Raw genomic sequence first — 26,929 nt, 5'->3', positions numbered from 1 at the left:
TTAGACTGAGGCGCGGAAGATCTTGTCGATATTGCCGCCCAGAGCCGTATTGAACTCGGCGTCTGATTGCTGTTTGGACAGCCCTTCGGTCAACGCGCGCGAAAACGACGCAATCATCTTGCCGTTCTGGTTCAGCAGATCACAGGCTTGCTCGGTCGAATAACCACCAGACAAGGCCACTACGCGGACAACACGAGGGTGGTCCGCTACTTCGTCAAACAAGTTAGCTTTGGTGGGCAGCGTCAGCTTCAGCATGATGTCCTGCCCCTCGTCCAGTTGATCGAGGTTCTTCAGGATTTCGGTCTTCAGAATATCCTCGGCCTCGGCCTTGGAGGCAGAGTTGATGTTTACTTCGGGTTCGACGATTGGAACCATACCTGCGGCAACAACCTCGCGTGCGACATCGAATTGCTGTGCAACCACGGCTGCAATGCCTTCCGCGTTGGCCTCGTGGATAACCGAGCGTTCCTTGGTGCCAAACACGCCATCCGCCTTGGCCAGTGTTTCCGCCAGGCCAGGAATCGGTTTCATCATCTGTACACCGTTGGCCTGATCTTCCAGACCCTTGTCGATCTTCAGGAACGGCACGATACCTTTCTGCGACCACAGGTAATCGGCGACTTTGCGGCCATCGATTTCCTCGCCCAGCGTGCGTTCGAACAGGATCGCGCCGATCACTTTGTCCTTGGTAAAGTCGTCAGCCAGAATAATGCGTGCGCGCATTTTCTGGATTTCACCGAACATTTCCTCGTCCGAGCTATAGTCCGAGGCCTCAACCCCATAAAGAGCCAGCGCCTTGGGCGTCGACCCGCCGCTTTGATCCAGGGCCGCAATGAAACCCGCGCCGTTGGACATCTGCTCGCGCTGTTCTGCTTTGGACATAAGACTTTCCCGTTTAACAATGATTCCGCATTTTGCACTCGCATACAGCAAGGCGGCGGGCGATGGTAGCGTGTTAGCGCTCAACCACGCGCAGCCAGATGCCATCTTTGGACCGTACCGTCAGATGCGCCACTGGCACTGGTGTGCGATCTTCAACCAGTTCGAACCGGAAATTTCGCAACAACATCGACAACAGCAATGGCCCTTCGACCATGGCGAACCCGGCCCCAGTACACACGCGGGGACCGGCGGAAAACGGGATATATGCGTAGCGCTGGCAGGTTTTACCGTTTTCGGTAGACCATCGAGTAGGATCGAAATCATCGGGTCGATCCCACAAACGCTCTTGCCGATGCAGGTGCCAGGGGCTGATAACGATCTGCGCGCCCTTGGGAATGTCCCGCCCCCGGAATTGTTCAGGGCACGTCGCCTCGCGCACCATCATCGGTACCGGAGGGTACAGGCGCAGCGCCTCGCGAAATACATCGCGGCTGAGCTTCAATCTGGACACTGCGCTAAAGCTGGGATCATTCAGAATATCCGCCTCAGCGCTTAGTTTTTCCTGCCATTCGGGGTAAAGCGCCATCAAATACAGCGTCCAGGCCAGCGCTGATGCACTGGTTTCATGCCCAGCTAGGAAAAAGATGGCGACCTGATCCACCATCTCCTGCGTGTCGAAACAATGACCGGTTTTCGGATCAGGTGTGGTCATGATCTTGGTTGCCAAGTCGTCCGGCGCTTGACCCGTGGCGATCAGATCGGCACGCTCTGCTATTAGACGCGAAATCAAAGCCCGGATATCCTGCGCGTTTCTGCGTGTATTGCGCGCATGCAACCGCGGCACCCACTTCGGTACCGGAATAAAGGCCGCCAGGTTCAACAATGGCTGTTGCCGCTGATAGGCTCGGAACTTTTCGAACACCTGCGCGGCTACTTCATGTTCAATCGGAACTGAAAACAGCGTTCGGAAAATCACGTCCGCTGCGGCGTGGCTGGTAACCTCCTCGCATTCAATCACCTGCCCCGCTTGCCCTTTCAACCGCGTGACACAGGCTTGCGCGGCTCCCAGCATGGCTGGGAACGTGTCTTTCAACCGCCCGCCTTCAAAGGCCGGGTCGATGATGCGGCGCTGCCGTTTCCAGGTCTCACCATTGGTCAGAAAGACCGAGTCACCCAATAGCGGGCGCAACCCCTCGCTTATGCGACCAGATTTCGGGAAATCGTCGGGGCGCTGCTTAAGGACGGTTTCTACAAGCTCGGGCTGGTTGATCATGTAGGACCGAAAGAACGGCGTTCGGAACTCGGCCATCCAGGCCCGGTACAGGCGCTGTGGCTGGGCCGATAACAGGTCCTTGCGAAACAGTTTCAGATAGCGCCACAAAGAGACCTTATCCGGGCGGGATGTTGGTTTGGGCGGCTTCACGGAAGAACCGATCTGTATTTCGAAACCGGCTGGTCGATACGCGATTTTGACGGATCACGGCCTTGGAACCTTTGCGCCAAAGAAAGCGGCCCTGCGGTAACGCGGAAATAGTCATAATCGCCGGGGCGATCAAACGCGCAGAGATACTGAAAATGTAGCCGGAAAAACCGCCAGCGCAGCTCGTGCCAGCGTTCTGGCGACAGAGTCTGTGTAAAGGCCGCCGACAGCACCAGCGGCCAACGTTTTTGATCGGGGGCAACGCCACTGACGCCCACTGGGTCACATAGAGCAAAGGCACACCCATCCCCCGGGGCGGACACGTCAACCCAGGTGAGTTCACTTCGGGTCGACAGAAATTGCAGATCGGTGCGCAAATCCCTGGCGTCCGGCAGGAATGAGACCATAGGCACCACCTGCCCAAGGCTTAGAAAGGACAGGATCGGGCCGTCACTGGGAAGGTTTTGCGAACGGATCAGATCAGCCAGTACCATCACACCCAGATGCGCCCCCGATGAATGGCCAACGACCAGAACCTCATCCACATCCGTCTCAAGTGCGCGTTGAATATGTTTGGTAAATTCGGCCAGACGTGACCGTAACTCGGCTGGGGTGGTGCCATTCAACGCAGCCGAATAGGCATAGTCGTGCATCAGGTAATACGCAAACAAGCGATTATCGATCTTGCGAAACCAGAGCAGCAAAGCATAAGCGGTCGCTATTGCCGGCACCATGGCCACCCACCCAGCAACAGGCCATAGCAACGCCGCAAATATCCACAGCACGCCTAGCGACAGGGCCAATTGCGCAATCAGCATGCCGACAGGATACAACGCTGCAATCACTGGCCCTTTGCGCAAGCGCATAAGGCACCACATTGCCCCTGACCCAATGTAAATCCAGGCCGTGCGCACAAGCTGCAAGTAGGCCGCGGGGATCGAATTCGACATACTGTCGCGCACGATGTCCGACCAGACCAAGACCTCGATTTCTGCCTCGACGTCGACGCCATCCTGGTGCGAGCGGACATGCCAGCCGTACGGACCGTCACCTGATTTGGGCGCCAGTGAGATCTTGTAGCCTGAGATTTCTGCCTGCGCCCGACCTTCTTTTCGGTACAGCTCTCGGTATCGCCGAGGGTGAATCGGATCGTAGCCGGGTATGTAGAAAACCCGACGCCGTCTTACCTGAGACTGATTTGTGTGACTGCTCATGGCCTTACCTTCTGCGGCGCAGGTTAACGCAGCCTTGCCGCCAAGGTAAGTCAGATCATCCGAAATTGGCGAGTGCGGGGAAGGTTTCCAGCAGCCACCAGCTGAACTCGGTGAATAGGCCAGTGATCAGCATGATGCCGACGAACAGCAGCAGACCCCCCATGACCTTTTCAATCGTTCCCATGTAAGGCTTGATCCGGTTCATCACTGACATCGACCGGTTCAGGAACATCGCGGCCAGTAGGAACGGAATACCCAGACCTGCCGCATAAACACCCAGCAACAACGTACCCCGCGCCACCGAGGACTCGGACGCCGCCAGCGACAGGATCGCACCCAGTTGTGGTCCGATGCACGGAGTCCAGCCGAACGCAAAGGCCAGACCCAGGATATAGGCACCAAAGACCGAGCCGCCGGAATCTCCGGTTTCGATCCGCGCCTCACGATCAAGGAAAGGAATGCGGAAAACATTCAGGAAATGCAGACCAAAGACAATCACCACTGCACCGGAGAGTTTGGCGAAAAGCACCTGGTTCTGCAGCACGAATACCCCAAAGGCCGATGCTGTGAACCCCAATAGCAAGAACACCGTGGACAAACCCAGCACAAAGAACAGCGCCGACATCGTCGCCTTACGCCGCGCACGCGCCTCATCCTGCATCTCGTTGATGGTCACACCACTCATATACGCCAGATAAGGTGGCACTATGGGCAGAACGCAAGGCGACAAGAAGCTGATCAGCCCGCCCAGCATCGCGATGAACATGGCGGGCAGCAGGCCCGCGTCTATGATATCAATTCCGAACATAAATCAGCACATATGGTATCAACCCCGCCACGTCACGGGGCCATTCGGTCACATCCCCGTGCTTGGACGCTGGACACTGCGTCAACTTGGAAATATCTGCACATTATGTCTAGCCCCACTGAAACATTGGATGCGCTGGGTCTTTTGTGCCCTTTGCCCGTCCTGAAAGCCAGAAAACGCCTTAAATCTATGCCCTCGGGGGCAATTTTGCGCGTGTTGGCCGATGATCCTGCCGCCATCATCGATGTTCCGCATTTCTGCACCGAAAGTGGGCACCAGCTGGTGTCACAAGAGGATGCGGACGGACATCAGATCTACCTGATACAAAAATCAGGCTGAGGTGGAAACACGTCTGGTTCAAGAAAAAGGCGGGCTCAAAGCCCGCCTTTCTTATTTATTGCCCCAAGGACCACCACCCGCGCCGTTTCGGCTTGGGCGGTTCGCTGGGTTGCTCAGGCTCTTCGGCCACAACTTCCAGAACAGGCTCAGGCGTTTCTGCAACCGGCTCTTCCAGCGCTACTTCGACTTCAGCGGTCTGGACAGTCTCGGCAACCTCTTCCACAGCTTCTTCAGCTTCGACAGCTACTTCGGTAATCACTTCTGTCTCGGTTACCTCATTCGCTGTCGGCGCATCGGGTTCCGCTGAAACCGGTTCGGTCACCACCTCAGCAGCTTCGGGCTGTTCAACGGCTTGTTCCGGCGCAGGTTCTTCTGCAGTGGTTTCCTCGGCCTGCTTAGCGACTGCTTCCTCAGCTTTATCAGCGGGTGTTTCGTCGGTTGCTTCAACCGTTTCCGCGTCCTTCTTACGACGGCGCGGCGCACGGCGGCGCTTCGGTTTTTCAGCCTTTTCTTCCGCAGCAGGTTCTTCGGGTTGAGCCTCAGCAGATGCTTCATCCGTAGCTTCGGCTGCGGTCTCACCGTCCTCTGCACCAGTTTCAGGTGTATCCCCCGAGCCGTTGCTTTTCTTACGACGACGGCGGCGACGTTTGCGCTTGGGCTTAGTCTCTTCTTCGGCCTGAACCGCCGTTTCTTCTTCGACGGCTTCGTCCTCGTCCGCATCCACCAGATCCATCAGCGTTGCGTCCACGGATACAACCGGCGCTGTCGCCTCGGGCACGATACGGCTGGCGGTCTTAAACTTCTCCATCGAGAAATCGGGACTGACCAGATGCACGTCGCCTTCGATGCGAACTGACAAGCCATAACGTGCTTCGATCTGCGCAATATGTTCCCGCTTTTGGTTCATCAGGAAGTTAGAGATACTGACCGGGCAACGCACCAGAACCTCGCGCGAGCGGCGGCGAGTGCCCTCCTCTTCGATCTGACGCAGGATGGTCAGCGCCATGTTGTCATCCGACCGGATCAACCCGGTGCCATGACAGGATGGGCACGGCTGTGTTGTCGCCTCCAGCATGCCAGGGCGCAGACGCTGTCGGCTCATCTCCATCAGGCCAAAGCCGGATATCCGACCCACCTGAATACGCGCGCGGTCTGTCTTGAGCTTGTCTTTCAGACGCTTTTCAACGGCCGAGTTGTTCTTACGCTCGTCCATGTCGATAAAGTCGATGACAATCAGACCAGCAAGATCGCGCAACCGAAGTTGCCGCGCCACTTCTTCAGCGGCCTCAAGATTGGTCTTAAGCGCGGTTTCCTCGATCGAGCCTTCCTTGGTTGCCCGGCCCGAGTTCACGTCAATCGCCACCAGCGCTTCGGTCACGCCGATCACGATATAACCGCCGGATTTCAACTGTACCGTCGGATTGAACATGCCGGTCAGATAGCTTTCGACCTGATAGCGTGCGAACAGCGGCAGGGCGTCTTCATACCGTTTCACGTTCTTCGCGTGGGACGGCATGATCATTTTCATAAAGTCCTTGGCGATGCGGTAACCGCCTTCACCCTCGACCAGAACCTCATCAATCTCACGATTATAGAGATCGCGGATCGACCGTTTGATCAGGTCGCCCTCTTCATAAATCTTGGCGGGCGCGATGGACTTCAGCGTCAGCTCGCGGATCTGCTCCCACATGCGCTGCAGATACTCATAGTCGCGTTTGATTTCGGACTTGGTGCGCTTGGCCCCCGCAGTCCGAATGATCAGGCCCGCACCAGTCGGCACGTCAATTTCAGCCGCGATTTCCTTTAGTTTCTTACGATCCGGGGCATTGGTGATCTTGCGGCTGATGCCACCGCCACGCGCGGTGTTGGGCATCAGAACGCAATAGCGACCCGCCAGCGACAGGTATGTGGTCAACGCGGCACCCTTGTTGCCGCGCTCTTCCTTGACGACTTGTACCAGCAGAACCTGGCGTACCTTGATCACTTCTTGAATCTTGTACCGGCGCGGACGCGGCTTGCGCGGCGGACGGATGTCCTCGCTGTCGTCCTCATCAGCAACTGACTCAATGCTGTCATCTTTAGCCGATGCATCTGAACGAGGTTTTTCTTCGGCCTCGTCTTCGTCTTCGGCGTCGGTTTTGGTGGCTTCCGCAGCAGGCGCGTCGTCTGCGTTGTCGTCCGCAGCGCTTTCGGCTTCAGCTTCCCCTTCGGGAGAGGCATCTTTCGCCTTTACGTCTGCAGTTTCTTCTACAGGCTCCACAGATTCCTCTTCCGTGGCGGCTTCCTCAGCCTCGGCAGCAGGCTCCTCCGCGGTCGCAGGCTCTTCTGCCTCAGCGGCAGGTGCCTCAACTTCATCCGAGGCTTCTGCGTCATCGCTGGGTTCCTCAACCGGCGTCTCAGCGACATGATCCATTGGAGAGGTGCCTTCTGGAACAGACAGATCAGCCCCTTCTTCGCCCTCATCCAGATCAATCGTTTCCATGCCTGTTGGCTCAGACGAAACCTCGATGGATTCGACTGCGTCGTCAGATTTCACATCCGCCGCCTTGGTCCGCGACCGGGACCGGCGCTTTTTAGGCTTGGCTTCTTCCGCCTCGTCCCGCGCCTTCATCGCCTCGGCATAGGCGCGCTCTTCTTCCATCAGCGCTTCGCGGTCGGCGACCGGAATCTGATAGTAATCCGGGTGGATTTCCGAGAACGCGAGGAACCCATGCCGGTTCCCGCCGTAATCCACAAAGGCCGCCTGAAGGGACGGTTCTACTCGCGTAACTTTTGCTAGATAGATATTGCCAGCAAGCTGACGTTTGTTTTCGGACTCAAAATCGAACTCCTCGACCTTGTTTCCGTCGACCACCACAACGCGGGTTTCCTCCGCGTGGGTGGCATCGATAAGCATTTTCTTAGCCATTTGTCCTTGGTGCACCGCGCCAAACGCGTTGTCCTGGCCCGTCCGGGAGGACAGGCGCTTTTGGGGTGGTGTCTTGTCAGGGCGATATTGGACGGCGCGCGGCAGGGTCTGGCGCTGTGGCCCCCTGCCCGTACTCTCGATCGTTGCGCGCGCGTCATCGCGGTTCTTCTCCGACAGGCGCGGAATGCCGCGTCCTGCCCATTTTTTCCTTTCGCCCGCTCAGGCGGGCTCAGGCGTTCAACTGCCCGGTAAAGGGCATAATCGGTCTGCTTTGCCTCGTGGGGATCATCACCATCCGCGGCAGAGCAGCGAAACTCAAAGCTTGGGGTTTAAGAGCGCAAAAAGGCCCGGCCCGTTCCGCCACCATAAAGGTAGTCCTGTGGAAAAGACAATGGGCAAACTGCACGGTTCACTCTGAACACGGGCCAGGATCGCTTCATCTGGCCAAAAATACTTGGGAGTGTGAATTGGCCCAAAAGGCCAAGAGAGGGGGCTGGCCCCCTCCCTGGTGTTTACAGGTAATCCGAACGCTGCAGGCTGTATTTGGCCATTTTCTCGTTGAGCGTCCGTCGCGGCAGGCATAGCTCTTCCATCACGGACGCAATCGAGCCCTTGTGACGGCGCATAGTGTTGTCGATCAGCATCCGTTCGAACGCCTCGACATATTCCTTCAGCGGCTTGCCCTCAGTCGTCATAACCGGCTGCATTTCTTCGTGATCCGACATCAGCAACGAGGCAATCGTCCCGGAACCCCGGCGAGATTGCAGCACGGCGCGTTCGGCAATGTTGATCAGCTGACGCACATTGCCCGGCCACGGAGCCTGCAGCAACTGCGCGGCCTCCTGCGCACTGACTTGCGGCGCATCGCAGCCATACTCTTCGGCAAATTGCTCACTCAGACGGGTGAACAGCGTCAGGATATCTTCGCCGCGCTGGCGCAAGGGCGGCATGGTGATCCGCAACGCCGCCAAGCGATAAAACAGGTCTGGACGCAGGACATCTTCGCTTGTCTTACCTGCCTCTTGCAGGTTCGAAATTGCCACGATCCTGGTCTCGGCCGGTGTACCCTGATCATTCATGACGCTCAGCAGTCGAGCCTGAAGCGTGTCACTGAGGGCTTCGACATCTTCCAGCACCAACGTCCCGCCGCGCGCCTCTTCAATCGCGGGCAGTTGCGCGTCTTCGGGCATCATCGGACCGAACAGACGTTTCGACAGCGCCTCTTCTTCCAACGCTGCGCACGAAACCAGAACGAATTTCTTGCCAGCCCGGCTGCCAACAGCATGCAGAGCATGCGCAACCAGGGTTTTACCCGTGCCGGTCTCACCGTCGATCAGAACATGGCCGTCCGCCTGCCCCAAATCCAGGATATCCTCTCGCAAGCGCTCCATCACCGGGCTGGCCCCGATCAGCTTGTTCATGATCTGAGTGCCGCCGGACAGCTCGCGCCGCAAGGCCCGGTTGTCCAATGTCAGACGGCGTGCATTGCTGGCGCGTTTTGCCAGTTCTGACATGCGGTCCGGGTTGAAAGGCTTTTCAAGAAAGTCGAACGCGCCCACGCGCATCGCCTCAACCGCCATCGGAACATCGCCGTGACCGGTGATCATGATGACCGGTAAGGTGCTATCAGCCCCCATCAGCTTTTTCAGCAGTTGAATGCCATCCATTCCCGGCATCTTGATGTCCGAGATCACAATGCCCGGATATTCCGGTCCCAGTACCTTCAGCGCGTCCTCGGCGCTCGAGAACGTTTCAGTGTCATATCCCGACAGTGCCAGCCATTGGCTGATCGACTGGCGCATGTCCTGTTCGTCGTCCACAATGGCGATTTTCATGGCCTGTGCCATAGTCATTCCTTTGTTATTCAGCGGCCTCCAGGCCGTCGCTTCCTAGTATCGGCAATTGCATCTCAAACACCGCGCCGCCGTGCTGTCCATTGCGCGCAGTCAACCGTCCCCCATGGTCGTTTACGATACCTGACGAGATGGCAAGCCCCAACCCGACCCCATCGCCGGGCTGCTTGGTGGTGTAGAAGGGCTCGAACAGATTCTCGATATTCTCGATCCCGTGACCATTGTCGCGGACTGTCAGCACCGCCATGTCACCAGCTGCCAGGATGATTTCAACATCCGGCTCTGATACAGATTTGGTAGCGTCCAGCGCATTGCGCAAGAGGTTCACCATCACTTGTTCGATCCGCATCCGGTCCCCCATCACTATAACGGGTTCTTCGGGCAGGATCTGCGTTATTTTAACGTGTCGCTGCCGCAGCTGAGGTTCCATCATTGACAGGCTGGAAGCCAGCGCTTCGCCAAGATTTACTGGTGAAAACGCATCCGCGCCCTTGCGCGCATAGGATTTAAGCTGTCGGGTGATCGCCCCCATCCGTTCGATCAAGCCGTCGATGCGACCAAAGCTGGCCAGCGCCTCTTCGGGGCGGTTTCTGCGCAGCAACAGACGCGCGCCAGCCAGATAGGTCTTCATTGCAGCCAGCGGTTGATTCAGCTCGTGGCTGACAGCGGCCGACATCTCACCCAAGGCCGCAAGTTTCGAACTTTGCGCCAGCGTTTGCTCGGCAACTTCCAGTGTCTTTTCAACCCGTTCACGTTCAGCAATTTCCCGCTGTAGCCGCATGTTCAATGCGCGAAGCTCTGCCGACTCGCGCTGGAACAAGGCCATCCGCAAGGTCGCCCGGCGGCTCAGCGCGTAAAAGGCCAGCGCCAGCAGAATCGCGAATCCCATGATTTCGAGCGCCAGAACGCTGTTCACCTTTTCCCGGATCGACGCATAGGTGGTGAATGACGTCATTTGCCAACCGCGGAATGGTATACGCGTCTCCATGCGCATCACGGCCTCACCCTGCAGATAGGCATCAGGCGGCAAGGCGGTCCAATCGGTCGTTGCCCGGATTGCGCGCTGGATGGCCCCTTCGGGCGGCTGACGCAGCATCGCCTCGCCTTCTTGCACGCCGCGCCACTGTGGTTCGGTCGACAAGATGATCGTGCCGGTACTATCCGCCACCATCACCGCGTCCGAAATCCCTGCCCAGGCCAGTTCGAATTTGTGCAAATCGACCTCAACCACGATGACGCCAAGGATTTCGGCGTTGGCTTCCATACGACGCGAATAGACAAAGCTATAGCCGCCGGATTCCTTCGGGATTACCGTAAAGATCGTGGCGTTCGAGCGTACAGCATCAATGAAATAAGGCAAACTCCTGTGTGCCTCACCCAAACGGTTGCGATCGGTGGACGCGACCGAACGCCCATCCCCATCCAACAGCATCAGCGAGGCTGCTCCAATTTCTTCTACAAATGAGATCAGGCGCTGGGTCGACAGAGAATAATCGCTGGATTGAAGCGCCGAGATCAGCGTGGGATCCCGCGAAAGCAGCTGCGGCACAATCGCATTTCTGCGTAGTTCGCTCAGCAGGTTGCCGGAGTACAGGGCTAGACGCAGCTCGGCGCGGTTGCGGGTGGACTCAGTAAATCTGTCCGTCAGCAGCCGGTTTGTGATCCAGATCGTCGCAACAGCGACCACCAGAAGGGTAATGACGGCCAATCTCAGGCGCCACCCAAGGGGCGCGCCGCGAAAAGGTTTTGTCAGAATGGACCAGCCAGAGCGTACATCAGAACTCATCCCGGGAAATTACGCGGGCTTGATCGCAACCTCAAGTCACGCAGGTGCGAGGACCCCCGACAATGCGCGGAACAATGCCGTTCCGTCAGTGCCGCCGTGACCTTCATCCGCCGCCCGCTCGGGATGCGGCATCATCCCCAACACCCGACGGTTTTCTGACAGGATACCAGCAATATCGCCGATCGAGCCGTTTGGATTCTCGGTATAGGTGAATGCAATCCGATCCTGATCCCGCAACGCAGCCAGAGTGGTGTCATCCGCGAAATAATTGCCGTCATGGTGTGCAATCGGAATACCGATCACATCACCGGCGTTGTAACCTTGGGTAAAGGCGCTGTCGCTGGTTTCCACCTTTAGACCGACAGTTTTGCAGATGTATTTCAGACCCGCATTGCGCAGCAATGCACCCGGTAGAACGCCGGTTTCTGTCAGAATCTGGAAGCCATTACAGACACCCACGGCATAGCCACCACGGTTAGTATGTTCGACAACCGCTTTGCAGATCGGCGATTGCGCGGCAATCGCGCCGCAACGCAGGTAGTCACCATAGGAAAACCCGCCGGGAACGCCCACGATGTCGATGCCCTCGGGCAGCGCGGCATCCTTGTGCCAGACCATGTCGACCTGAAACCCCGCCTGTTCAAAAGCGACGGCAAGGTCCCGGTCACAGTTGGACCCAGGGAATACGATAACAGCAGCGCGCATGGCGGGGCCTCCGGGGTAAAGGGTCAGACCAGTTCGATTTCGTAGCGTTCGATGACCGTGTTGGCCAACAGCTTTTCGCACATCTCGGTGATGTCAGCCTCGGTCGCGCCTGCAGCCAGCTCAAGGTCGATCACCTTGCCTTGACGCACGCCTTCGACCTGATCGAAGCCCATAGCGCCCAATGCGTGCCGCACTGCTTCACCCTGCGGGTCAAGGACCCCATTTTTGAGCATCACATGCACCCGTGCTTTCATTCCTGCAACTCCAGCTAAGGGCCATGGTTCCGGGCCCGTTCCGTTGCGCGGGGGATAACGCGACAAACCGCGTTCGACAACCCTTGTCCGCACACAGTTTGCCGCAGGTGTGACGCTCAGCCACTGCCGGTTAATCCGGGGTAATGCGCATCAATGGCATTAAACGTACCGGTCAGCACCATTTCGACGGCCACAGCCACAAGTATAATCGCCATGACACGAGTGATGACGTTTATCATGGTCGGCCCGAAAAACCGCGAGATCGGGTCCGCGAACAGTAATCCCATCCCTACGATGGCGCAGGCAATCAGCACGGCGGAGCCTAGTGTCACGATCTCGGCCCCATCCGACAGCGTATGAGCAAACACGATGGTCGTGGCAATCGTGCCGGGTCCGATGGTCAAGGGTATTGCCAACGGTACGACGGCAATGTTGCTTTTCTTCTTTTCGCCCTCTGCAACCGCCCTTTGATCACCTTTTGGCGGGTCAGACGCGTTCAGCATCGACATGCCGACCCCCAGAATGATCAACCCGCCGGCAATGCGGAAGGACGGGATGTCGATGCCGAAGACCGCCAGAATCTCTTCGCCAACCAATACCGCGATCAAGGCCACGACAACCACTGTTCCGGTTACGACCAGTGCCACGCGCTTGCGTTCGGGACCCGAATAGCCTTCGGTCATACTCAGAAAGATCGGGATACCGTAAAGCGGATTGAAGATCGCCAGTAACGCCGCGAGGAATTTCAGAAAAACCGCCTGATCGAACAATTCGGCCATTTCGTGACTATCCTTGATTGCACCTGCCCCGACAATGCGAAGGTGCGGACCGTCTGTCAAACCACCAGAGCAAAAGAAAAAAGCGCCGTCTTAGAAACGGCGCTTTTGACAGAATTTACATCCGAAAACCGGCTTAGTTTATCAGCGTGGGCTTGGTCACGTTGCTTTTAGGCAGAACGCCCAGACGTCGTGCGACCTCTGAATAGGCATCAGTCAGATTACCCAGATCGCGGCGGAACACGTCCTTGTCCAATTTCTGTCCGGTTTCGATATCCCATAGGCGGCAGCTGTCCGGGCTGATCTCGTCCGCGATAATCAGACGCTGATAGTCGCCGTCATAAACGCGGCCAATCTCAATCTTGAAATCGACCAGACGGATGCCCACGGCCAGCATCACGCCACTCAGGAAATCATTCACGCGCAGCGCCAGGCTCAGGATATCTTCCATGTCCTGTTGGCTGGCCCAGCCAAAGGCGGCAATGTGTTCCTCGGTTACCAGAGGATCACCTAGCGCATCATCCTTATAGCAATACTCTACAATCGGGCGCGGCAACTGCGTGCCCTCGGCGATGCCCAGACGTTTCGACATCGTCCCAGCGGCATAGTTGCGCACTATCACTTCCAGCGGCACGATCTCGCAGCTGCGCACTAACTGTTCGCGCATGTTCAGGCGGCGAATAAAGTGGGTCGGCACGCCGATCTGGGTCAGGCCGTTCATGAAGAACTCGCTCAGGCGGTTGTTCAGCACGCCCTTGCCGTCGATCACGTCCTTTTTCTCGGCATTGAACGCGGTGGCATCATCCTTGAAATATTGCACGATGGTGCCCGGCTCTGGGCCTTCATACAGAATCTTAGCTTTACCTTCGTAGATTTTCTTGCGACGCGCCATAAGCGACCCTTCCAGTCTGGTAAGAGGGAATGAGTCCCCTCACGTTGGCGTCCTCATAGTGCAAGCCCCCCTTTCCCGCAAGTTCGCACACAAGAAAGACTTTGATACAACGCAAATCCCTTGCACGCGGCGTTCTGTATGGTCATATCAACATCAACGATATGTTACTCGAAGAGGTCCCCAACCTATGACGACGTTTGACGAACGCGAATACGCATTTGAAGCCAAGTTTGCGCATGATGAAGAGATGCAGTTCAAGGCACAGGCCCGCTGCAACAAACTGCTTGGCCTATGGGCCGCGGAAAAGCTGGGCAAAACCGGTGACGAAGCGGAAGAATACGCCAAAGCCGTCGTGAAATCCGATTTTGAAGAAGCCGGTCACGAAGACGTCGTGCGCAAGGTTTCCGGCGATCTGGGTACTTTGTCGTCTGACGATGAAATTCGCGCCAAGATGGCCGAGCTTCTGCCCGAAGCCAAGTCGCAGATTCTTAGCGAGACTGACTAAGGGCTTTTGCCCCACCTCATGATCTTCATGAGATTTATGAGTTTGCTTTGGCGTCCCGGTCATGAGACACGGGGCGCCTCTGTTATTATCAGGCCAATTGCGCCTTTTTCCGGATAACCCCAATGACAAATGCATTGACCGAACTTCTCAAGACCAAAGATGCCATTTTGGCAGACGGTGCAACTGGGACCAACCTGTTCAACATGGGTTTGCAATCGGGTGATGCACCCGAATTGTGGAACGTGGACGCGCCGGATAAGATCCGCGCTCTATATCAAAGCTCGGTGGACGCGGGCAGTGATCTTTTCCTGACCAATACTTTCGGGGGCACGTCGGCCCGGCTAAAACTGCATGATGCGCAAAACCGCGTGGCCGAATTGAACCGGATCGGTGCCGAGTTGGGACGTGAGGTTGCTGACAAAGCCGGACGCCCGATCGTTGTGGCCGGATCGGTCGGCCCAACCGGCGAGATTCTGGTGCCAGTTGGCAGCCTGACCCATGCCGACGCCGTCGAAATGTTCCATGAACAGGCCGACGCGCTCAAGGCTGGTGGCGCCGATGTTGTGTGGCTGGAAACCATAAGCGCCCCTGAAGAATTCCGCGCCGCTGCCGAGGCGTTCGCTTTGGCCGATATGCCCTGGTGCGGCACCATGAGCTTTGACACCGCTGGGCGTACCATGATGGGTGTTACTTCGTCCGATCTGGCTCAACTGGTCGAAACCCTACCCAACCCGCCGATTGCGTTTGGCGCCAACTGTGGCACCGGCGCGTCGGATATCCTGCGCACCGTTCTGGGCTTTGCCGCGCAAGGCACCGAGCGGCCCGTGATCTCGAAGGGCAATGCCGGTATTCCGAAATACGTGGATGGCCACATCCACTATGACGGGACGCCCGAGTTGATGGGTGAATACGCCGCCATGGCGCGTGATGCTGGGGCCACAATCATCGGCGGTTGCTGCGGCACCATGCCCGATCACCTGCGCAAGATGCGCGAAGCGTTGGACACAAAACCGCGAGGATCGCGCCCGACACTGGATCAGATCACCGATGCCCTGGGGCCGTTTACCTCGGCCTCGGATGGTACCGGTGACGATGCCAACGCGCCCGAGCGGCGCACACGCCGCCGCCGCCGCGCCTGAACGGTTCAGCGCCCCTCGAATTTCGGGGGGCGTTTTTCCATGAAGGCGACGACACCTTCGGCAAAATCACGGCTGCGCCCGCATTCCCCTTGTAAATGTGCTTCGGCGGACAATTGCTGTGGCAGCGTTTTCTCATACGTCCCGCGGATGGCCTGTTTGATCGCGCCAAAACCGGCTGTGGGACCATTCGCCAGATAGGCTGCACGTTTGCGCCAATGGGCATCGAATGTGTCGTCGGACACGGCTTCCCAGATCAGACCCCATTCATCAGCCTGCCGTGCGCTGATCTTGTCCGCGAATAAGGCGGCCCCCATCGCTTTGGCGAACCCCATCTGACGCGGCATGAACCACGTACCGCCCGCATCCGGCAACAACCCGATCCGGGCGAACGCCTGCAGGAAGTATGCGCTTTCGGTGGCGATCACCACATCAGCGCACAGCGCAAGGTTTGCCCCTGCCCCGGCTGCCGGTCCGTTCACAGCCGCAATGGTGGGCACCGGGCAATCATAGATCGTTTCCAGCATCGGTTCATATTCATCGCGCAGCGTGCGTTCTAAATCGACCTTGCCGGTGCTGGACGCATCACCCAGATCCTGTCCTGAACAAAAGGCGCTTCCCGCTCCGGTCAGAACGATCGCCCTTGCATGACGCGCCGCATGTTTCATTGCATGAGTGACTTCGGCCCGCATCTGCGCGGTCATCGCGTTCATCTTGTCGGGCCGGTTCAGGGTGACAACAGCCAAATCATCCGTGATGTCCAAAAGGATTGTTTCGTATTCCATGAACCTTCCCCCAATTCCAAACTTTTCGGAACCCTGACCGAAATGGAGGGGAAGGAAAAGATGAACGCGGGGTCAGTCTTCAAGAATCTGGCGCAAACGCTCTTTCTCAGCCTCGCTGAGCGTGTCCTTTTCACCCGTGACCTGAACCCGGGACCGTTTGCGCAGGAAACTCCAGCCCATGAGGGCTGCGATCAACAACATGATCGGGCCCGCAAGCCACAGCATCAGATTCGATCCCGAAGTGGTTGGCTTCAGCAAGACATATTCGCCGTAGCGATCGACAATGAAAGCGATTGCCTCGTCATCCGTGTCCCCGGCCACCAGTCGCTCACGCAACAACAGGCGCAAGTCACGGGCCAGTTCGGCGTTGCTTTCGTCGATGCTCTCGTTGCGGCAAACCAGACAGCGAAGGCCGGTGCTAAGGTCGCGCGCCCGCTGTTCCAGCGCTGGATCGTCCAGCACTTCGTCCGGCTGTACGGCAAACAGGGGCGACGCGATGAGGGACAGGATCAGGACCAGACGTTTCATTCCGCAGGTACTCCGCCCGATGGCGCCTTGCGCGCACCTGCCGCCACACGGAACCGGCGGTCCGACAGGCTGAGCAGCCCGCCCAGAGCCATCAGGATACACCCACCCCAGATCCAGTTGGCCAGCGGCTTGATATAGGTCCGCATGACCCAGCCACCATCCGCTTGCTGATCGCCGATTACCACGTAAAGATCCCCCAGGAACCGATAATCAATCGCAGCTTCGGTCGTGGGCATCCGTGCCACTGGGTAATCGCGCTTTTCAGGATGCAATGTTCCCATAGGCCGTCCATGCTTTTCGACCCGAACGTCAGCAGTGGTCGAGAAATAGTTTGGCCCTTCCACAAGCCGGACGTCTTCCAAAGTCAGAGTAAACTGCCCCACCTCGAACGGCTGACCTGGTTGTGCAACACGAATGTCTTCGACCTCCCACGCGGTCAACCCGGCGATGGCGAACATGGTCACGCCCATACCTGTATGAGCAACGGCCTTGCCCCAATCCGCACCGGGCAAACGAAACAGACGTTTCAGATTGCCTTTGCGGCCCGTACGGCTCCACAAATCAACCGCCGCGCCAAAGGTGATCCACGCGCCCAGGAACAGCCCAACCGGACCCAGCGCACTGCGCTCTGTTTGCATTGCCCAGACCAGCAATGCCAGCGCAACGGCCAGAACAAAGGCATAGCGCAGCGAATAGGCAGTTTTGCCAAGCTTGCCGCGCTTCCACGGCAACATCGCACCCACTGGCAATGCAATCCCTAACGCCACCATGAAGGGCGTAAATGCCGAATTGAAGAACGGCGCGCCGACCGAGAGTTTGCGGTCAAAGGCCATCTCAGCCACCATCGGCCACATTGTTCCGACGAATACGACGAAACAGCTGACGGCCAGCAGGATATTGTTCAACACCAGCGCGCTTTCTCGGCTAACCATACCAAAAACGCCCTTGGCCTCCATCGCCTGCGCCCGCGCGGCAAACAGGGTCAGCGCGCCGCCGATGAAGATCACGAGGATAATCAGGATGAACACGCCACGCTCGGGGTCATTGGCAAACGCATGGACCGAAGTCAGAAGGCCCGAACGCACAATGAAGGTACCTATCAGCGAAAAGCCAAAAGCAATGATTGCCAGCAAGATCGTCCAGCTTTTCAACGACTCGCGTTTTTCCACGACGATGGCCGAATGCAACAGCGCAGCGGCCAGCAGCCATGGCATGAACGATGCATTTTCGACCGGATCCCAGAACCAGAACCCGCCCCAGCCGAGTTCGTAATAGGCCCACCAAGACCCCAGCGCGATACCGATGGTCAGAAAAACCCAAGCCGCCAGCGTCCATGGGCGTACCCAGCGGCCCCACGCGGCGTCTACGCGCCCTTCGATCAGGGCGGCGACGGCAAAGCTGAACGCCATGCTCAGCCCCACATAGCCCAAATACAGAAACGGCGGATGAAAGGCCAAACCGGGGTCTTGCAGCAACGGGTTTAGATCGCGCCCGTCAAAGGGGGCCACGATCAGCCGGTCAAACGGGTTCGAGGTGAATAGGATAAACGCGAAAAACGCGACCCCAATTGCCCCTTGCACCGCCAATACCCGCGCCTTCAAAGTCGGCGGCAAACCGCCCCCAAAAAACGCGGCCATCGCGCCAAACAAGGACACGATAAGAACCCACAACAGCATCGAGCCTTCGTGGTTACCCCATGTTCCGCTGATCTTGTACAACATTGGTTTGGCCGAGTGACTGTTTTCAACCACGATCCTCAACGAGAAATCGGACGTCACAAAGGCCCAGACCAGCGCACCGAACGAAAAGGCAACCATCGTAAATTGAATGATTGCCGCCGGTTCAGCGAAATTCATCCAGCTAGGCCAGCGTTTCGCTGCGCCTATCAGTGGAACCACCGATTGCACGATGGCAACCAGAAAAGCGAGGATCAGGGCAAAGTGGCCAAGTTCGGTAATCATGGCCCGGGTATATTCCTGTTCCGGGGCAAGCACCAATCACTTTCGCCCCTTTGGGGCGAGCATAGTGTCGCGGTTTAGGCCACGCGATTGCGTCGCCAATCCTCAAGCGCCGGATTTGCATCAGGACGGCCTGCTTTTTCCGCCAACGCGGCGTCCGTTCCGGGATTTGCTGCGCCGACAGCGTCGCCGTGCATTACCTTCAGGGCTTGCAGGTTTTCTAAAACCTGAGGCGTACGCTGCATCGTGGCAGTGATCTCTCGCTGCAGATTCTGCACCTTGGCCTGATGACGCGCGCCGAAATAGAAGGACACAATCACCCCCAGCAACCACCACAGGGGTTCCGGTACCAGGGCAATCCCCTGCATTCGGGCCGCAAACCACAGCGGATCAACCATCGCCGCGACAAACAAACCCAAAGTACCAAGTGCCATAGCCGGTCGCGGCAGACGGTTGAGCCCATCCATGAACCGGTCAAACGCGCCCTTATTCGGGCCCTCAAATTCATCTCCGAACTGAATCATCGCCTGCTGTCGCAAAGCCAGACCACGCTCTGCCCCGTTTTCAGCATTTTCCCAAAATATTTCAGCAGTTTCCCGCACGACATTACGGCCACCGCCAAACAAAAACGTCAACACGTCCGAGATCAAACCCATCTTGAAACCCTCGCTTGAAATTCCGCGTCACTCAGGTGGTAAATCGGCGAAACAAACTCCTCGGCCCGGCGAATCCAACCGCCCTTGCGGCCCGCCCGAGTACGGGCATATTTGCGTGACGCAGGCCGATGATCTGCCAGACGGAAATAGTAGTTCCGCCGCGCCACACCGTACGCATCCCTGAGTGCATCCGGATCGGGGTCAGCCGCATCCCGGCAGGCCCGCGCGGTTTTGGGACCAATTGCCCCATCAACCACGATTTCGAACCCCATATCGCGCAACAGACGTTGCAGGATTTTGACCGCGTGACTGCCAGCGTTGACATACATGTCAAAAACCGAAGCCCGCAATTCGTGCGGCAAGAGGTCCAACCGCGGTTGTTCAAAATAATGCTGCACGAAAATATCAATGGCCTGAGATTTGCTGAGCATCCGAACATCGGTGCGGTTGATTATCCCGTCACCTGAAAGATCAAGCCCGAGACGCCGCATCGTGTGAATGGTCACCCCGTATTTCGTCGCGCCACCGGGATCGTCCGAATCGTCCACAAAGCCACCTTCTCGCGCCACGATCTCAGTTGCAATCTGTCGCACCGTCTGCATCGCACCCTCCGCCTGCCGTTGACCAAACGCTGAGGCTAACCGGTTAATTTAGCGCAATGAAAAAGGGCGCTGCATGCGCAACGCCCATCAGTTCTTGCTTGTTAGCTAAGGTAAATCAGCTTTCACCAGCCTCTTTGTAAACACCTTGTTCTTTCAGGGCGTCGACCACCTCTTTCGGCATGTACGTTTCGTCATGTTTTGCAAGAATTTCTGTGGCTTCGAATACACCGTTCACGTAAGAACCCGTCCCTACCATGCCCTGGTTTTCCGCAAACAGATCCGGCAGAACCCCGGTAAACGCCACCGGTACACTTTCACCGCCATCGGTCACGACAAAACGCACTGTCTCGCCCTGCCCGCGAATGATCGAGCCTTCCTCGACCAGACCACCGATACGAAACACTTCTGTCGGTTTCGGGGGTTCAGCAATCACCTGACTGGGAGAGCGGAAAAAGTTAATGCCATCGCGCATCGCAAACCCAATCAACCCCGTCGCCAAGACCAAAGCCACGACGGCCAGAAGAATGACTTGTACTCGACGACGTTTCTTGAGCGTTTTCATACCGTCCTCACGGGAATAGCGGGGCCATCATCAGCCCCCGGGTTTCATCTTCACCTAACATCAGGTTGGCGTTCTGCAAGGCTTGGCCGCTGCTACCTTTTGTCAGGTTATCCAATGCGCCAATCACAATGGCGCGGCGTTCTATCCGGTCGCCGACAACACCGATATGGCAGAAATTCGAACCGCGCACATGGTGGGTCGAAGGTGTTTCGCCGAACGGCAACATCTGAATAAAGGGTTCATCTTCATAGGCTTTGGCAAGTGTCTCATACACACTTGCCGAGTCCCCTTTGACGTAAGTCGTCGCAAGAATTCCCCGGTTAGCCGGGATCAGGTGCGGCGTGAACTGCACATGCACCGTACGCCCTGCCAGCGCCGAGAATTCCTGATCGAACTCACCCAGATGCCGGTGCGTACCGCCAACGGCATACGCATTGTAGCCTTCGCTGAGTTCCGCATGCAGCAGGTTTTCCTTCAGCGACCGGCCTGCGCCCGAAACGGCGCATTTCAGATCCAGCACGATGTCATCCAAATCGATAACACCTGCAGAAATCAACGGGCGCAGCACATACTGACCCGTCGCTGCATTACACCCGGTTCCCGCGACCAACCGCGCATTGCGGATGTCATCCCGGTAGAACTCGGTCAGGCCATAGACGGCCTCTTCCTGCTGTTGCAGCGCGGCGTGCGGGTTTCCGTACCATTTTTCGTATTCATCCGGGTCACGCAGACGGAAATCCGCGGACAGATCAACGATTTTGAGGTTTTTCGGCAGGTCACGAATGACCTCTTGGCTAGTTTTGTGTGGCAAGGCGCAGAAACACAGGTCGATCTGCGAAAAGTCGATCTCAGAGATCTTGCACAGGTCTGGCAAATCCATGTGACGCAGATGCGGAAAGACCTGTGCCATTGACATGCCGGCCTTCCGCTCGGCGGCCAAGGCAGTGATTTCCATATTCGGGTGCTCGGCGATCAGCCGCACCAGTTCGGCGCCGGTATAACCCGAAGCACCCAGAATTGCGATTTTATGGGTCATGTCAGACCTCTTGTTCCAGTGTGTCACAAATCACGACCGCCGATGTGACGGTCTTCGAATAAAGGAGAGTGTGCAGCAGCGTCCTTGACCTAAGTCAGGCGGCCTCGAACGAAATTTGTCGTCGGAGGAACTGCGTCGCCCGGTCGCTGACAAAATCTGGCTTTCCAGTCGTCAAGAAGCCGCCCTTGCCTTCACCCTGCATGTTGGGGTGACGTTGAAGGTAATCCCCAAGGCTTTCAGCAACCAAGGCGCCCTGACTGTAAACCTGAACATCCGGGCCCAAGGCGGCCTGAAAGGTTTCCGCCATCAACGGGTAATGCGTGCAACCCAGAATGGCTGCTTGCGGTTCTGGCATTTTCCGTTTCAGCGCGTCCACATGGCTGCGTACCAGTGCCTCGGCCAAAATCATGTCGCCGTCTTCGATGGCATCGACCACGCCGCCGCACGCTTGCGCCTCGACGTCTACGCCGATGGCTCGGAACGCCAGCTCTCGCTGGAAGGCTCGGCTAGACACCGTTGCGGGCGTGGCAAACAAGGCAACGTGCTTTACGGCAACCTCACGCGGAGGGCTGTTGTCGCCCCACTGCCGCTCAGTCAATGCCTCGATCAAAGGCACAAAGACTCCCAGGACACGCTTGCCGGCAGGCACACCCTCTTCCTGCATCCGACGCAGCGCGGCGGCGCTGGCGGTGTTGCAGGCCAGAATCACCAGATCGCAGCCACGGTCCCACAAGTTGTAAACAGCATGCCGTGTCAGATCATAGATATTCTCGGCGTCCCGCACGCCATAGGGCGCATGCGCGCTGTCCGCAAAGTACAGAAAATCCACGTCCGGCAGACGTTTCTGCGCGGCGTCAAGAACGGTTAAACCGCCCAAACCAGAATCAAAAATGCCTACTGCCATTAGCCTCTTTAGGCGCGATGCCGTTCCTCGAATTCATAGCCGTAATCATAAGATTTCAACGGCGTCGGGGACAGCTCATACGTGGCTTTGCGCAAGAAATCCATCATCTTGCGCGTATCCGTGGCCAATGGGTCCAGAACGTCGCGGCCGATGGGCTCTCCGATCACCACTTTGACAGGTGTATCCACGCGTTTTTTGAACTCTTTGATCAGCAGTCCCATGCGTAAAGTATTGTGCAAATGACTGGCGATCTGAAACAAGCGCGACGTGTGGCCGTCAAAGAAGACCGGCACTACAGTGGCGTTCGATTTGGCCACCATTCTTGCCGTGAACCCACGCCAGCCCGGATCCATCGGGTGTGAAAAGGGTTTGAGCCCAGTGCTGACCGTACCACCCGGAAATATCCCGATTGCTCCGCCCTCGCCCAAATATTTCAAGGCCGCTTTGCGCGTCTCAAGGTTCTGTCTCATCGCCTCTTTGGTTTCGTCAAACGCAATCGGCAGGACGATCTTGTTCAGATCCTCGGCTTTGCGAAACACGTGATTGGCCAAAATTCGGAAATCGCCACGTGTCTGAGACAGGATGTGGCCCATCATCAACCCGTCCAGAATACCGTACGGATGATTGGCAATCAGAATCAGAGGCCCGGTCGTCGGAATATTCGTCAACGAACCGTCGACAATATCCAGCGACAGACCATAGCGACCCACCATGACCGACCAAAAGTCGCGCCCTTTGGCGACCTCTTTCTCATAACCGTCTGCGCGCTTGATTAGGCGCAAACGCCCAGTGGTGTTCTCTATCAGCTTGATCACCATCCGCCCCCCTTTGGTTGCGGCGGAATAGGCATAGGATATGTCACGAGCGATATGGCGGCGCGAGGGCATACGACTCTCCGAGAGTTTGCGGCCTGCAAGATAAGTATAAGCGGCAATTTTGCCTAGGTTTCGTGACAATCCCGTTACGGTTTATTCGGCGGCAGCGCGCAGCTCTGGTCCTCCGTTCCGTATGGTGGCCAGTAATTCCTCGCGCCGTTTGGCCGCCTTGGCCTCGTTGGCCTGCAACACCGGCCCGAACCCGCGAATGTCCAGCGGCAATTGCGCCAGCGCAATCACTGCGTCGCGGGTCTGAGGTGTAACAAGAGGCTTTATCTCATTGAGATCATTTTCATATTGTTTGATCAACGCGCGTTCCATCCGCCGTTCTGCACTGTAACCAAAAATATCCAGAGGTGTTCCCCGCAGTGACTTCAACCGCGTGAGCAGTTTCATCGGCTTCAAAATCCACTCACCGAAGGAACGTTTGCGCGGACGTCCGTCAGCACCAGTTCCGCCAAGGATGGGCGGGGCCAGATGAAAGGTCATTTTGAAATCCCCGTCAAACTCGGCCACGGCTTTTTCGCGGCTGTCCAACATCAACCGTGCAACCTCGTATTCATCTTTGTAAGACAACAGCTTATGATAGCCTTTTGCCACGGCTTCGCGGATGGCTTCATCATCAAACATGTCCACCAGTTTGCGATATAGTTTGGCCAACCGACCGCTTTGATACGCTGTCAGGTGCTGCGCACGATAGTCGATCTTTTGCTCTAAAGATTTTGGCATATCTGACACGTTAGGCTCTAGAATGCCTGCGACCTCCTGCGAGTGCAGAACCGCCCAACGCCCAATGTCAAAAGCACGCTTGTTGCGCTCGACCGCAGTTCCATTCAGTTCGATGGCCTGAATTAAGGCATCATGGCTGATGGGCAACAAGCCCTTCTGCCAGGCCGCACCAAAAACCATCATGTTGGAATAGATCGAGTCGCCCATCACCGCGCGCGCCAGATCGGTTGCGTCAAACAGTGAGACGTCATCCTTCAGCCGCGCCTGCAAGGCCAGTTCAAGCCGGTCACCCGGAATACGGAAATCGGTATCGCGGGTGAAATCTCCGGTCACCGTCTCATGATTGTTGATCACGGCCCCGGTTTGACCCGCGCGCGTCAGACCCAGCGTCTTGGCCCCGGCAGAGACAACCAGATCGCCCCCGATCAGTGCATGTGCCTCACCTGTTGCAACACGAATGGCGCTGATATCCTCGGGCCGGGTTGCCAAGCGACAATGGATATGAACGGCACCACCTTTTTGAGCAAGGCCTGCCATCTCCATCATTCCGGCGCCTTTACCGTCGATCTGTGCCGCCTGTGCCAGGATCGCACCCAGTGTCACCACACCTGTGCCGCCAACACCAGTGATCACCACGTTATGTGTCCCTTTGATTTCAGGCAGCACTGGTTCAGGTAGATCCGGTAGATCGATATCGGTGGTTGCTTCCTTGCGGATTTTTGCACCTTCCAAGGTTACGAACGACGGGCAAAACCCGTTGAGGCAAGAGAAATCCTTGTTGCAGCTTGATTGATCAATAGCCCGTTTGCGACCGAACTCCGTCTCTTTCGGCACAATCGAGACGCAGTTCGATTGCACTCCGCAATCGCCGCATCCCTCGCAAATGTCAGTATTGATGAATACGCGCTTATCGGGGTCAGGAAACTCACCTCGTTTGCGCCGACGCCGTTTTTCGGCCGCGCAGGTTTGGATGTAGACGATGACCGAAACACCCTCGGTCTCGCGGAACTGTTCTTGTACCCGCATCAAATCCGCGCGCTCAAAGGTTTCCACACCAGCAGGCATCGCCTTGAAATTCACATCTTCCTTTTCGTCATAGACTACGGCCACGTTCTGCACGCCCATAGCCTTGACCTCGGCTACGATCCGTTCCGCCGACAGTCCGCCCTCGTTTTCCTGACCGCCGGTCATGGCGACAGCGTCGTTGAACAGGATTTTGAAAGTGATGTTGGTGCCCGCAGCCAACGCCGCCCGGATCGCCTGCACACCGGAATGGTTATACGTCCCGTCACCAAGGTTCTGGAACACGTGCTTGGTGGTCGAAAATGGCGCTTCGCCAATCCAGTTTGCGCCCTCACCCCCCATCTGCGTGAACCCGGTGGTCTCGCGGTCCATCCATTGCACCATATAATGACAGCCAATACCCGCATAGGCGCGACTACCGTCGGGCAACCGGGTAGAACTGTTATGCGGACAGCCCGAACAGAAATACGGCAGACGAGTCGCGATTTCTTCGGCGTTGTCGGCTCGGCGGGCCTCGGACAGTTTGGCCAAACCGGCGCGGACGCCTTCTGTGTCGTGGCCCTCTTCAATCAGAATCTCGCCCAGCTTCTCGGCGATCATATTCGGATCAAGCGCACCACGAGTTGGAAACAGTTCCTCGCGATGCAAGGTGCCAGCCCCGCCCTTATACCAGCCGTAAACACGGCGGCCGCGACGGTCGTCAAAGATGGCTTCTTTGACCTGAACCTCGATCAATTTTCGCTTTTCTTCAACGATAACAATCAGGTCCAGTCCTTCAGCCCAGTCGTGAAATCCAGTCATGTTCAGCGGGAAGGTCTGACCAATCTTGTAGGTCGTGATCCCCAACCGTTCAGCCTCATCCGCGTCGATGTTCAGCAACGACATGGCATGGGACAGATCCAGCCAGTTCTTGCCGGCCGCAACAAACCCGATCTTGGCACCGGGTTTGCCCCACACACGCTTGTCCATCTTGTTGGCGTGCGAGAACATCTCGGCCGCGAAACGTTTGTGGTCGATGATCCGCCCTTCTTGCAGGTGCGGCGTGTCGCCCAAACGTATGTTCAACCCGCCCTCGGGCATATCGAACTCGGGCACGACAAGGTTCATCCGGTCAGCACTACCATCAACGACCGACGTGACCTCAATCGTGTCCTTCATCGTCTTCAGGCCAACCCAAAGCCCCGAAAACCGGCTGAGCGCGAAACCGTAAACGCCATAGTCTAAAATCTCTTGCACACCCGCAGGGCTGACAATTGGCATGTACATATCAACCAAAGACCATTCCGACTGATGCAGAACGGTCGAGCTTTCGCCAGTATGGTCATCACCCATCGCCACCAGCACGCCGCCATGTTTGGCCGTACCCGCCATATTGGCGTGGCGCATCACGTCACCGGACCGGTCTACACCCGGCCCCTTGCCGTACCAGAGACCGAAAACACCATCGAACCGCCCATCCCCGCGCAGCCCAGCCTGCTGACTGCCCCAAAGCGCTGTGGCGGCTAGGTCCTCGTTCAAACCGTACTGGAATGTGATGTCGCTTTCGGTCAGCTGTTTCTGTGCCCGCGTCATCTGTAGGTCCACCGCGCCCAGCGGTGAGCCGCGGTACCCGGTCACCAATCCCGCTGTATTCAGTCCTGCCTGCGTATCCCGGGACTTTTGCATCAGCATCAGGCGAACCAGCGCCTGCGTGCCGTTCAAAAGAATTGGATTCTTATCCAGATCGTAACGATCATTTAGTGATATTTGCGGCTGACTCATCAAACGCCTCCCCACGTCAGATCAGTGTGCTA

Annotated in this window: 24 protein-coding genes; 3 read left to right on the top strand and 21 right to left on the bottom strand. The window is 57.2% G+C overall.

Annotated elements, in window-relative coordinates; all coding sequences use genetic code 11:
- From ACR0DL_RS04335 to ACR0DL_RS04320, 4 genes are all read right to left on the bottom strand, one after another.
- The gene (locus ACR0DL_RS04335) at positions 1–882 is read right to left on the bottom strand and encodes a fructose bisphosphate aldolase (RefSeq protein WP_480687743.1); all 882 of its coding nucleotides are present in this window, start codon (positions 880–882) and stop codon (positions 1–3) included.
- Between the two features lie 73 nt (positions 883–955).
- Positions 956–2,305, bottom strand: coding sequence for a cytochrome P450 (locus tag ACR0DL_RS04330; protein WP_480687741.1), 1,350 nt, complete (start codon positions 2,303–2,305; stop codon positions 956–958).
- Positions 2,302–3,516, bottom strand: coding sequence for a hypothetical protein (locus ACR0DL_RS04325; RefSeq protein WP_170409741.1), 1,215 nt, complete (start codon positions 3,514–3,516; stop codon positions 2,302–2,304). The genes ACR0DL_RS04330 and ACR0DL_RS04325 overlap by 4 nt, the downstream gene beginning before the upstream one ends.
- Before the next feature lie 55 nt (positions 3,517–3,571).
- Complete coding sequence (locus ACR0DL_RS04320) at positions 3,572–4,324, bottom strand: cytochrome c biogenesis CcdA family protein (RefSeq protein ID WP_170348618.1); 753 nt, start codon at positions 4,322–4,324, stop codon at positions 3,572–3,574.
- Positions 4,325–4,429: 105 nt separating this feature from the next.
- Here ACR0DL_RS04320 and ACR0DL_RS04315 point away from each other — a divergent pair, with 105 nt between their 5' ends.
- The gene (locus ACR0DL_RS04315; RefSeq protein WP_170348617.1) at positions 4,430–4,663 is read left to right on the top strand and encodes a sulfurtransferase TusA family protein; all 234 of its coding nucleotides are present in this window, start codon (positions 4,430–4,432) and stop codon (positions 4,661–4,663) included.
- A gap of 55 nt (positions 4,664–4,718) precedes the next feature.
- Here the strand turns inward: ACR0DL_RS04315 and ACR0DL_RS04310 are convergent, their stop codons facing one another.
- The 7 genes from ACR0DL_RS04310 to purC all read right to left on the bottom strand — a co-directional run bounded on the left by ACR0DL_RS04310 (position 4,719) and on the right by purC (position 13,837).
- Positions 4,719–7,571: an Rne/Rng family ribonuclease gene (locus ACR0DL_RS04310; protein ID WP_170348616.1), complete on the bottom strand. Its 2,853-nt coding sequence runs from the start codon at positions 7,569–7,571 to the stop codon at positions 4,719–4,721.
- A gap of 512 nt (positions 7,572–8,083) precedes the next feature.
- Positions 8,084–9,418: a sigma-54-dependent transcriptional regulator gene (locus ACR0DL_RS04305; protein ID WP_170358340.1), complete on the bottom strand. Its 1,335-nt coding sequence runs from the start codon at positions 9,416–9,418 to the stop codon at positions 8,084–8,086.
- A gap of 13 nt (positions 9,419–9,431) precedes the next feature.
- Positions 9,432–11,210 carry a sensor histidine kinase gene (locus ACR0DL_RS04300; protein WP_170348614.1) on the bottom strand — a complete coding sequence of 593 codons (1,779 nt, stop codon included), beginning with the start codon at positions 11,208–11,210 and terminating at the stop codon, positions 9,432–9,434.
- Positions 11,211–11,246: 36 nt separating this feature from the next.
- The gene (gene purQ / locus ACR0DL_RS04295; protein ID WP_170505201.1) at positions 11,247–11,915 is read right to left on the bottom strand and encodes a phosphoribosylformylglycinamidine synthase subunit PurQ; all 669 of its coding nucleotides are present in this window, start codon (positions 11,913–11,915) and stop codon (positions 11,247–11,249) included.
- Positions 11,916–11,938: 23 nt separating this feature from the next.
- The gene (purS, locus tag ACR0DL_RS04290; protein ID WP_170348612.1) at positions 11,939–12,169 is read right to left on the bottom strand and encodes a phosphoribosylformylglycinamidine synthase subunit PurS; all 231 of its coding nucleotides are present in this window, start codon (positions 12,167–12,169) and stop codon (positions 11,939–11,941) included.
- Between the two features lie 116 nt (positions 12,170–12,285).
- Positions 12,286–12,948, bottom strand: a complete 663-nt coding sequence (locus ACR0DL_RS04285) for a MarC family protein (RefSeq protein WP_170409731.1) — start codon at positions 12,946–12,948, stop codon at positions 12,286–12,288.
- 133 nt (positions 12,949–13,081) lie between these two features.
- Complete coding sequence (gene purC, locus ACR0DL_RS04280; RefSeq protein WP_170358332.1) at positions 13,082–13,837, bottom strand: phosphoribosylaminoimidazolesuccinocarboxamide synthase; 756 nt, start codon at positions 13,835–13,837, stop codon at positions 13,082–13,084.
- A gap of 187 nt (positions 13,838–14,024) precedes the next feature.
- Here purC and ACR0DL_RS04275 point away from each other — a divergent pair, with 187 nt between their 5' ends.
- The gene (locus ACR0DL_RS04275; RefSeq protein WP_170393940.1) at positions 14,025–14,342 is read left to right on the top strand and encodes a DUF1476 domain-containing protein; all 318 of its coding nucleotides are present in this window, start codon (positions 14,025–14,027) and stop codon (positions 14,340–14,342) included.
- A 122-nt stretch (positions 14,343–14,464) separates the two neighbouring features.
- Positions 14,465–15,481, top strand: a complete 1,017-nt coding sequence (gene bmt / locus ACR0DL_RS04270; RefSeq protein ID WP_480687738.1) for a betaine--homocysteine S-methyltransferase — start codon at positions 14,465–14,467, stop codon at positions 15,479–15,481.
- A gap of 5 nt (positions 15,482–15,486) precedes the next feature.
- On the opposite strand, the gene ACR0DL_RS04265 is transcribed toward bmt, so the two are convergent.
- From ACR0DL_RS04265 to ACR0DL_RS04220, 10 genes are all read right to left on the bottom strand, one after another.
- The gene (locus ACR0DL_RS04265; RefSeq protein ID WP_480687736.1) at positions 15,487–16,263 is read right to left on the bottom strand and encodes an enoyl-CoA hydratase-related protein; all 777 of its coding nucleotides are present in this window, start codon (positions 16,261–16,263) and stop codon (positions 15,487–15,489) included.
- Positions 16,264–16,335: 72 nt separating this feature from the next.
- Positions 16,336–16,791 carry a cytochrome c-type biogenesis protein gene (locus ACR0DL_RS04260; protein WP_170348606.1) on the bottom strand — a complete coding sequence of 152 codons (456 nt, stop codon included), beginning with the start codon at positions 16,789–16,791 and terminating at the stop codon, positions 16,336–16,338.
- A complete protein-coding gene (locus ACR0DL_RS04255; protein WP_480687734.1) occupies positions 16,788–18,752 on the bottom strand; it encodes a heme lyase CcmF/NrfE family subunit in 1,965 nt (654 codons plus the stop codon). Before ACR0DL_RS04255 ends, ACR0DL_RS04260 begins: the two co-directional genes overlap by 4 nt.
- Positions 18,753–18,826: 74 nt before the next feature.
- Positions 18,827–19,405: a holin family protein gene (locus ACR0DL_RS04250; protein WP_480687732.1), complete on the bottom strand. Its 579-nt coding sequence runs from the start codon at positions 19,403–19,405 to the stop codon at positions 18,827–18,829.
- A complete protein-coding gene (locus tag ACR0DL_RS04245; RefSeq protein WP_480687730.1) occupies positions 19,396–20,007 on the bottom strand; it encodes a holin-associated N-acetylmuramidase in 612 nt (203 codons plus the stop codon). The genes ACR0DL_RS04250 and ACR0DL_RS04245 overlap by 10 nt, the downstream gene beginning before the upstream one ends.
- Before the next feature lie 115 nt (positions 20,008–20,122).
- On the bottom strand, positions 20,123–20,569 hold the full coding sequence (ccmE, locus tag ACR0DL_RS04240) for a cytochrome c maturation protein CcmE (protein ID WP_170348602.1): 447 nt from the start codon (positions 20,567–20,569) through the stop codon (positions 20,123–20,125).
- Between the two features lie 7 nt (positions 20,570–20,576).
- Positions 20,577–21,605: an N-acetyl-gamma-glutamyl-phosphate reductase gene (gene argC / locus ACR0DL_RS04235; protein WP_170548689.1), complete on the bottom strand. Its 1,029-nt coding sequence runs from the start codon at positions 21,603–21,605 to the stop codon at positions 20,577–20,579.
- Positions 21,606–21,699: 94 nt separating this feature from the next.
- Positions 21,700–22,509, bottom strand: a complete 810-nt coding sequence (locus ACR0DL_RS04230) for a glutamate racemase (RefSeq protein WP_170393930.1) — start codon at positions 22,507–22,509, stop codon at positions 21,700–21,702.
- Positions 22,510–22,517: 8 nt separating this feature from the next.
- Entirely contained in the window at positions 22,518–23,396 is an 879-nt protein-coding gene (locus ACR0DL_RS04225; RefSeq protein WP_170505183.1) for a lysophospholipid acyltransferase family protein, read from the bottom strand.
- 81 nt (positions 23,397–23,477) lie between these two features.
- Positions 23,478–26,897 (bottom strand): indolepyruvate ferredoxin oxidoreductase family protein, encoded by a 3,420-nt coding sequence (locus ACR0DL_RS04220; protein ID WP_480687728.1) that lies wholly within the window; start codon positions 26,895–26,897, stop codon positions 23,478–23,480.
- Positions 26,898–26,929 lie beyond the last annotated feature (32 nt).

It is taken from the genome of Ruegeria sp. BB5 (assembly GCF_056539405.1).
The sequence above is the reverse complement of the archived record's forward strand: the minus strand, read 5'-3'. Positions and strand labels throughout refer to the sequence as shown.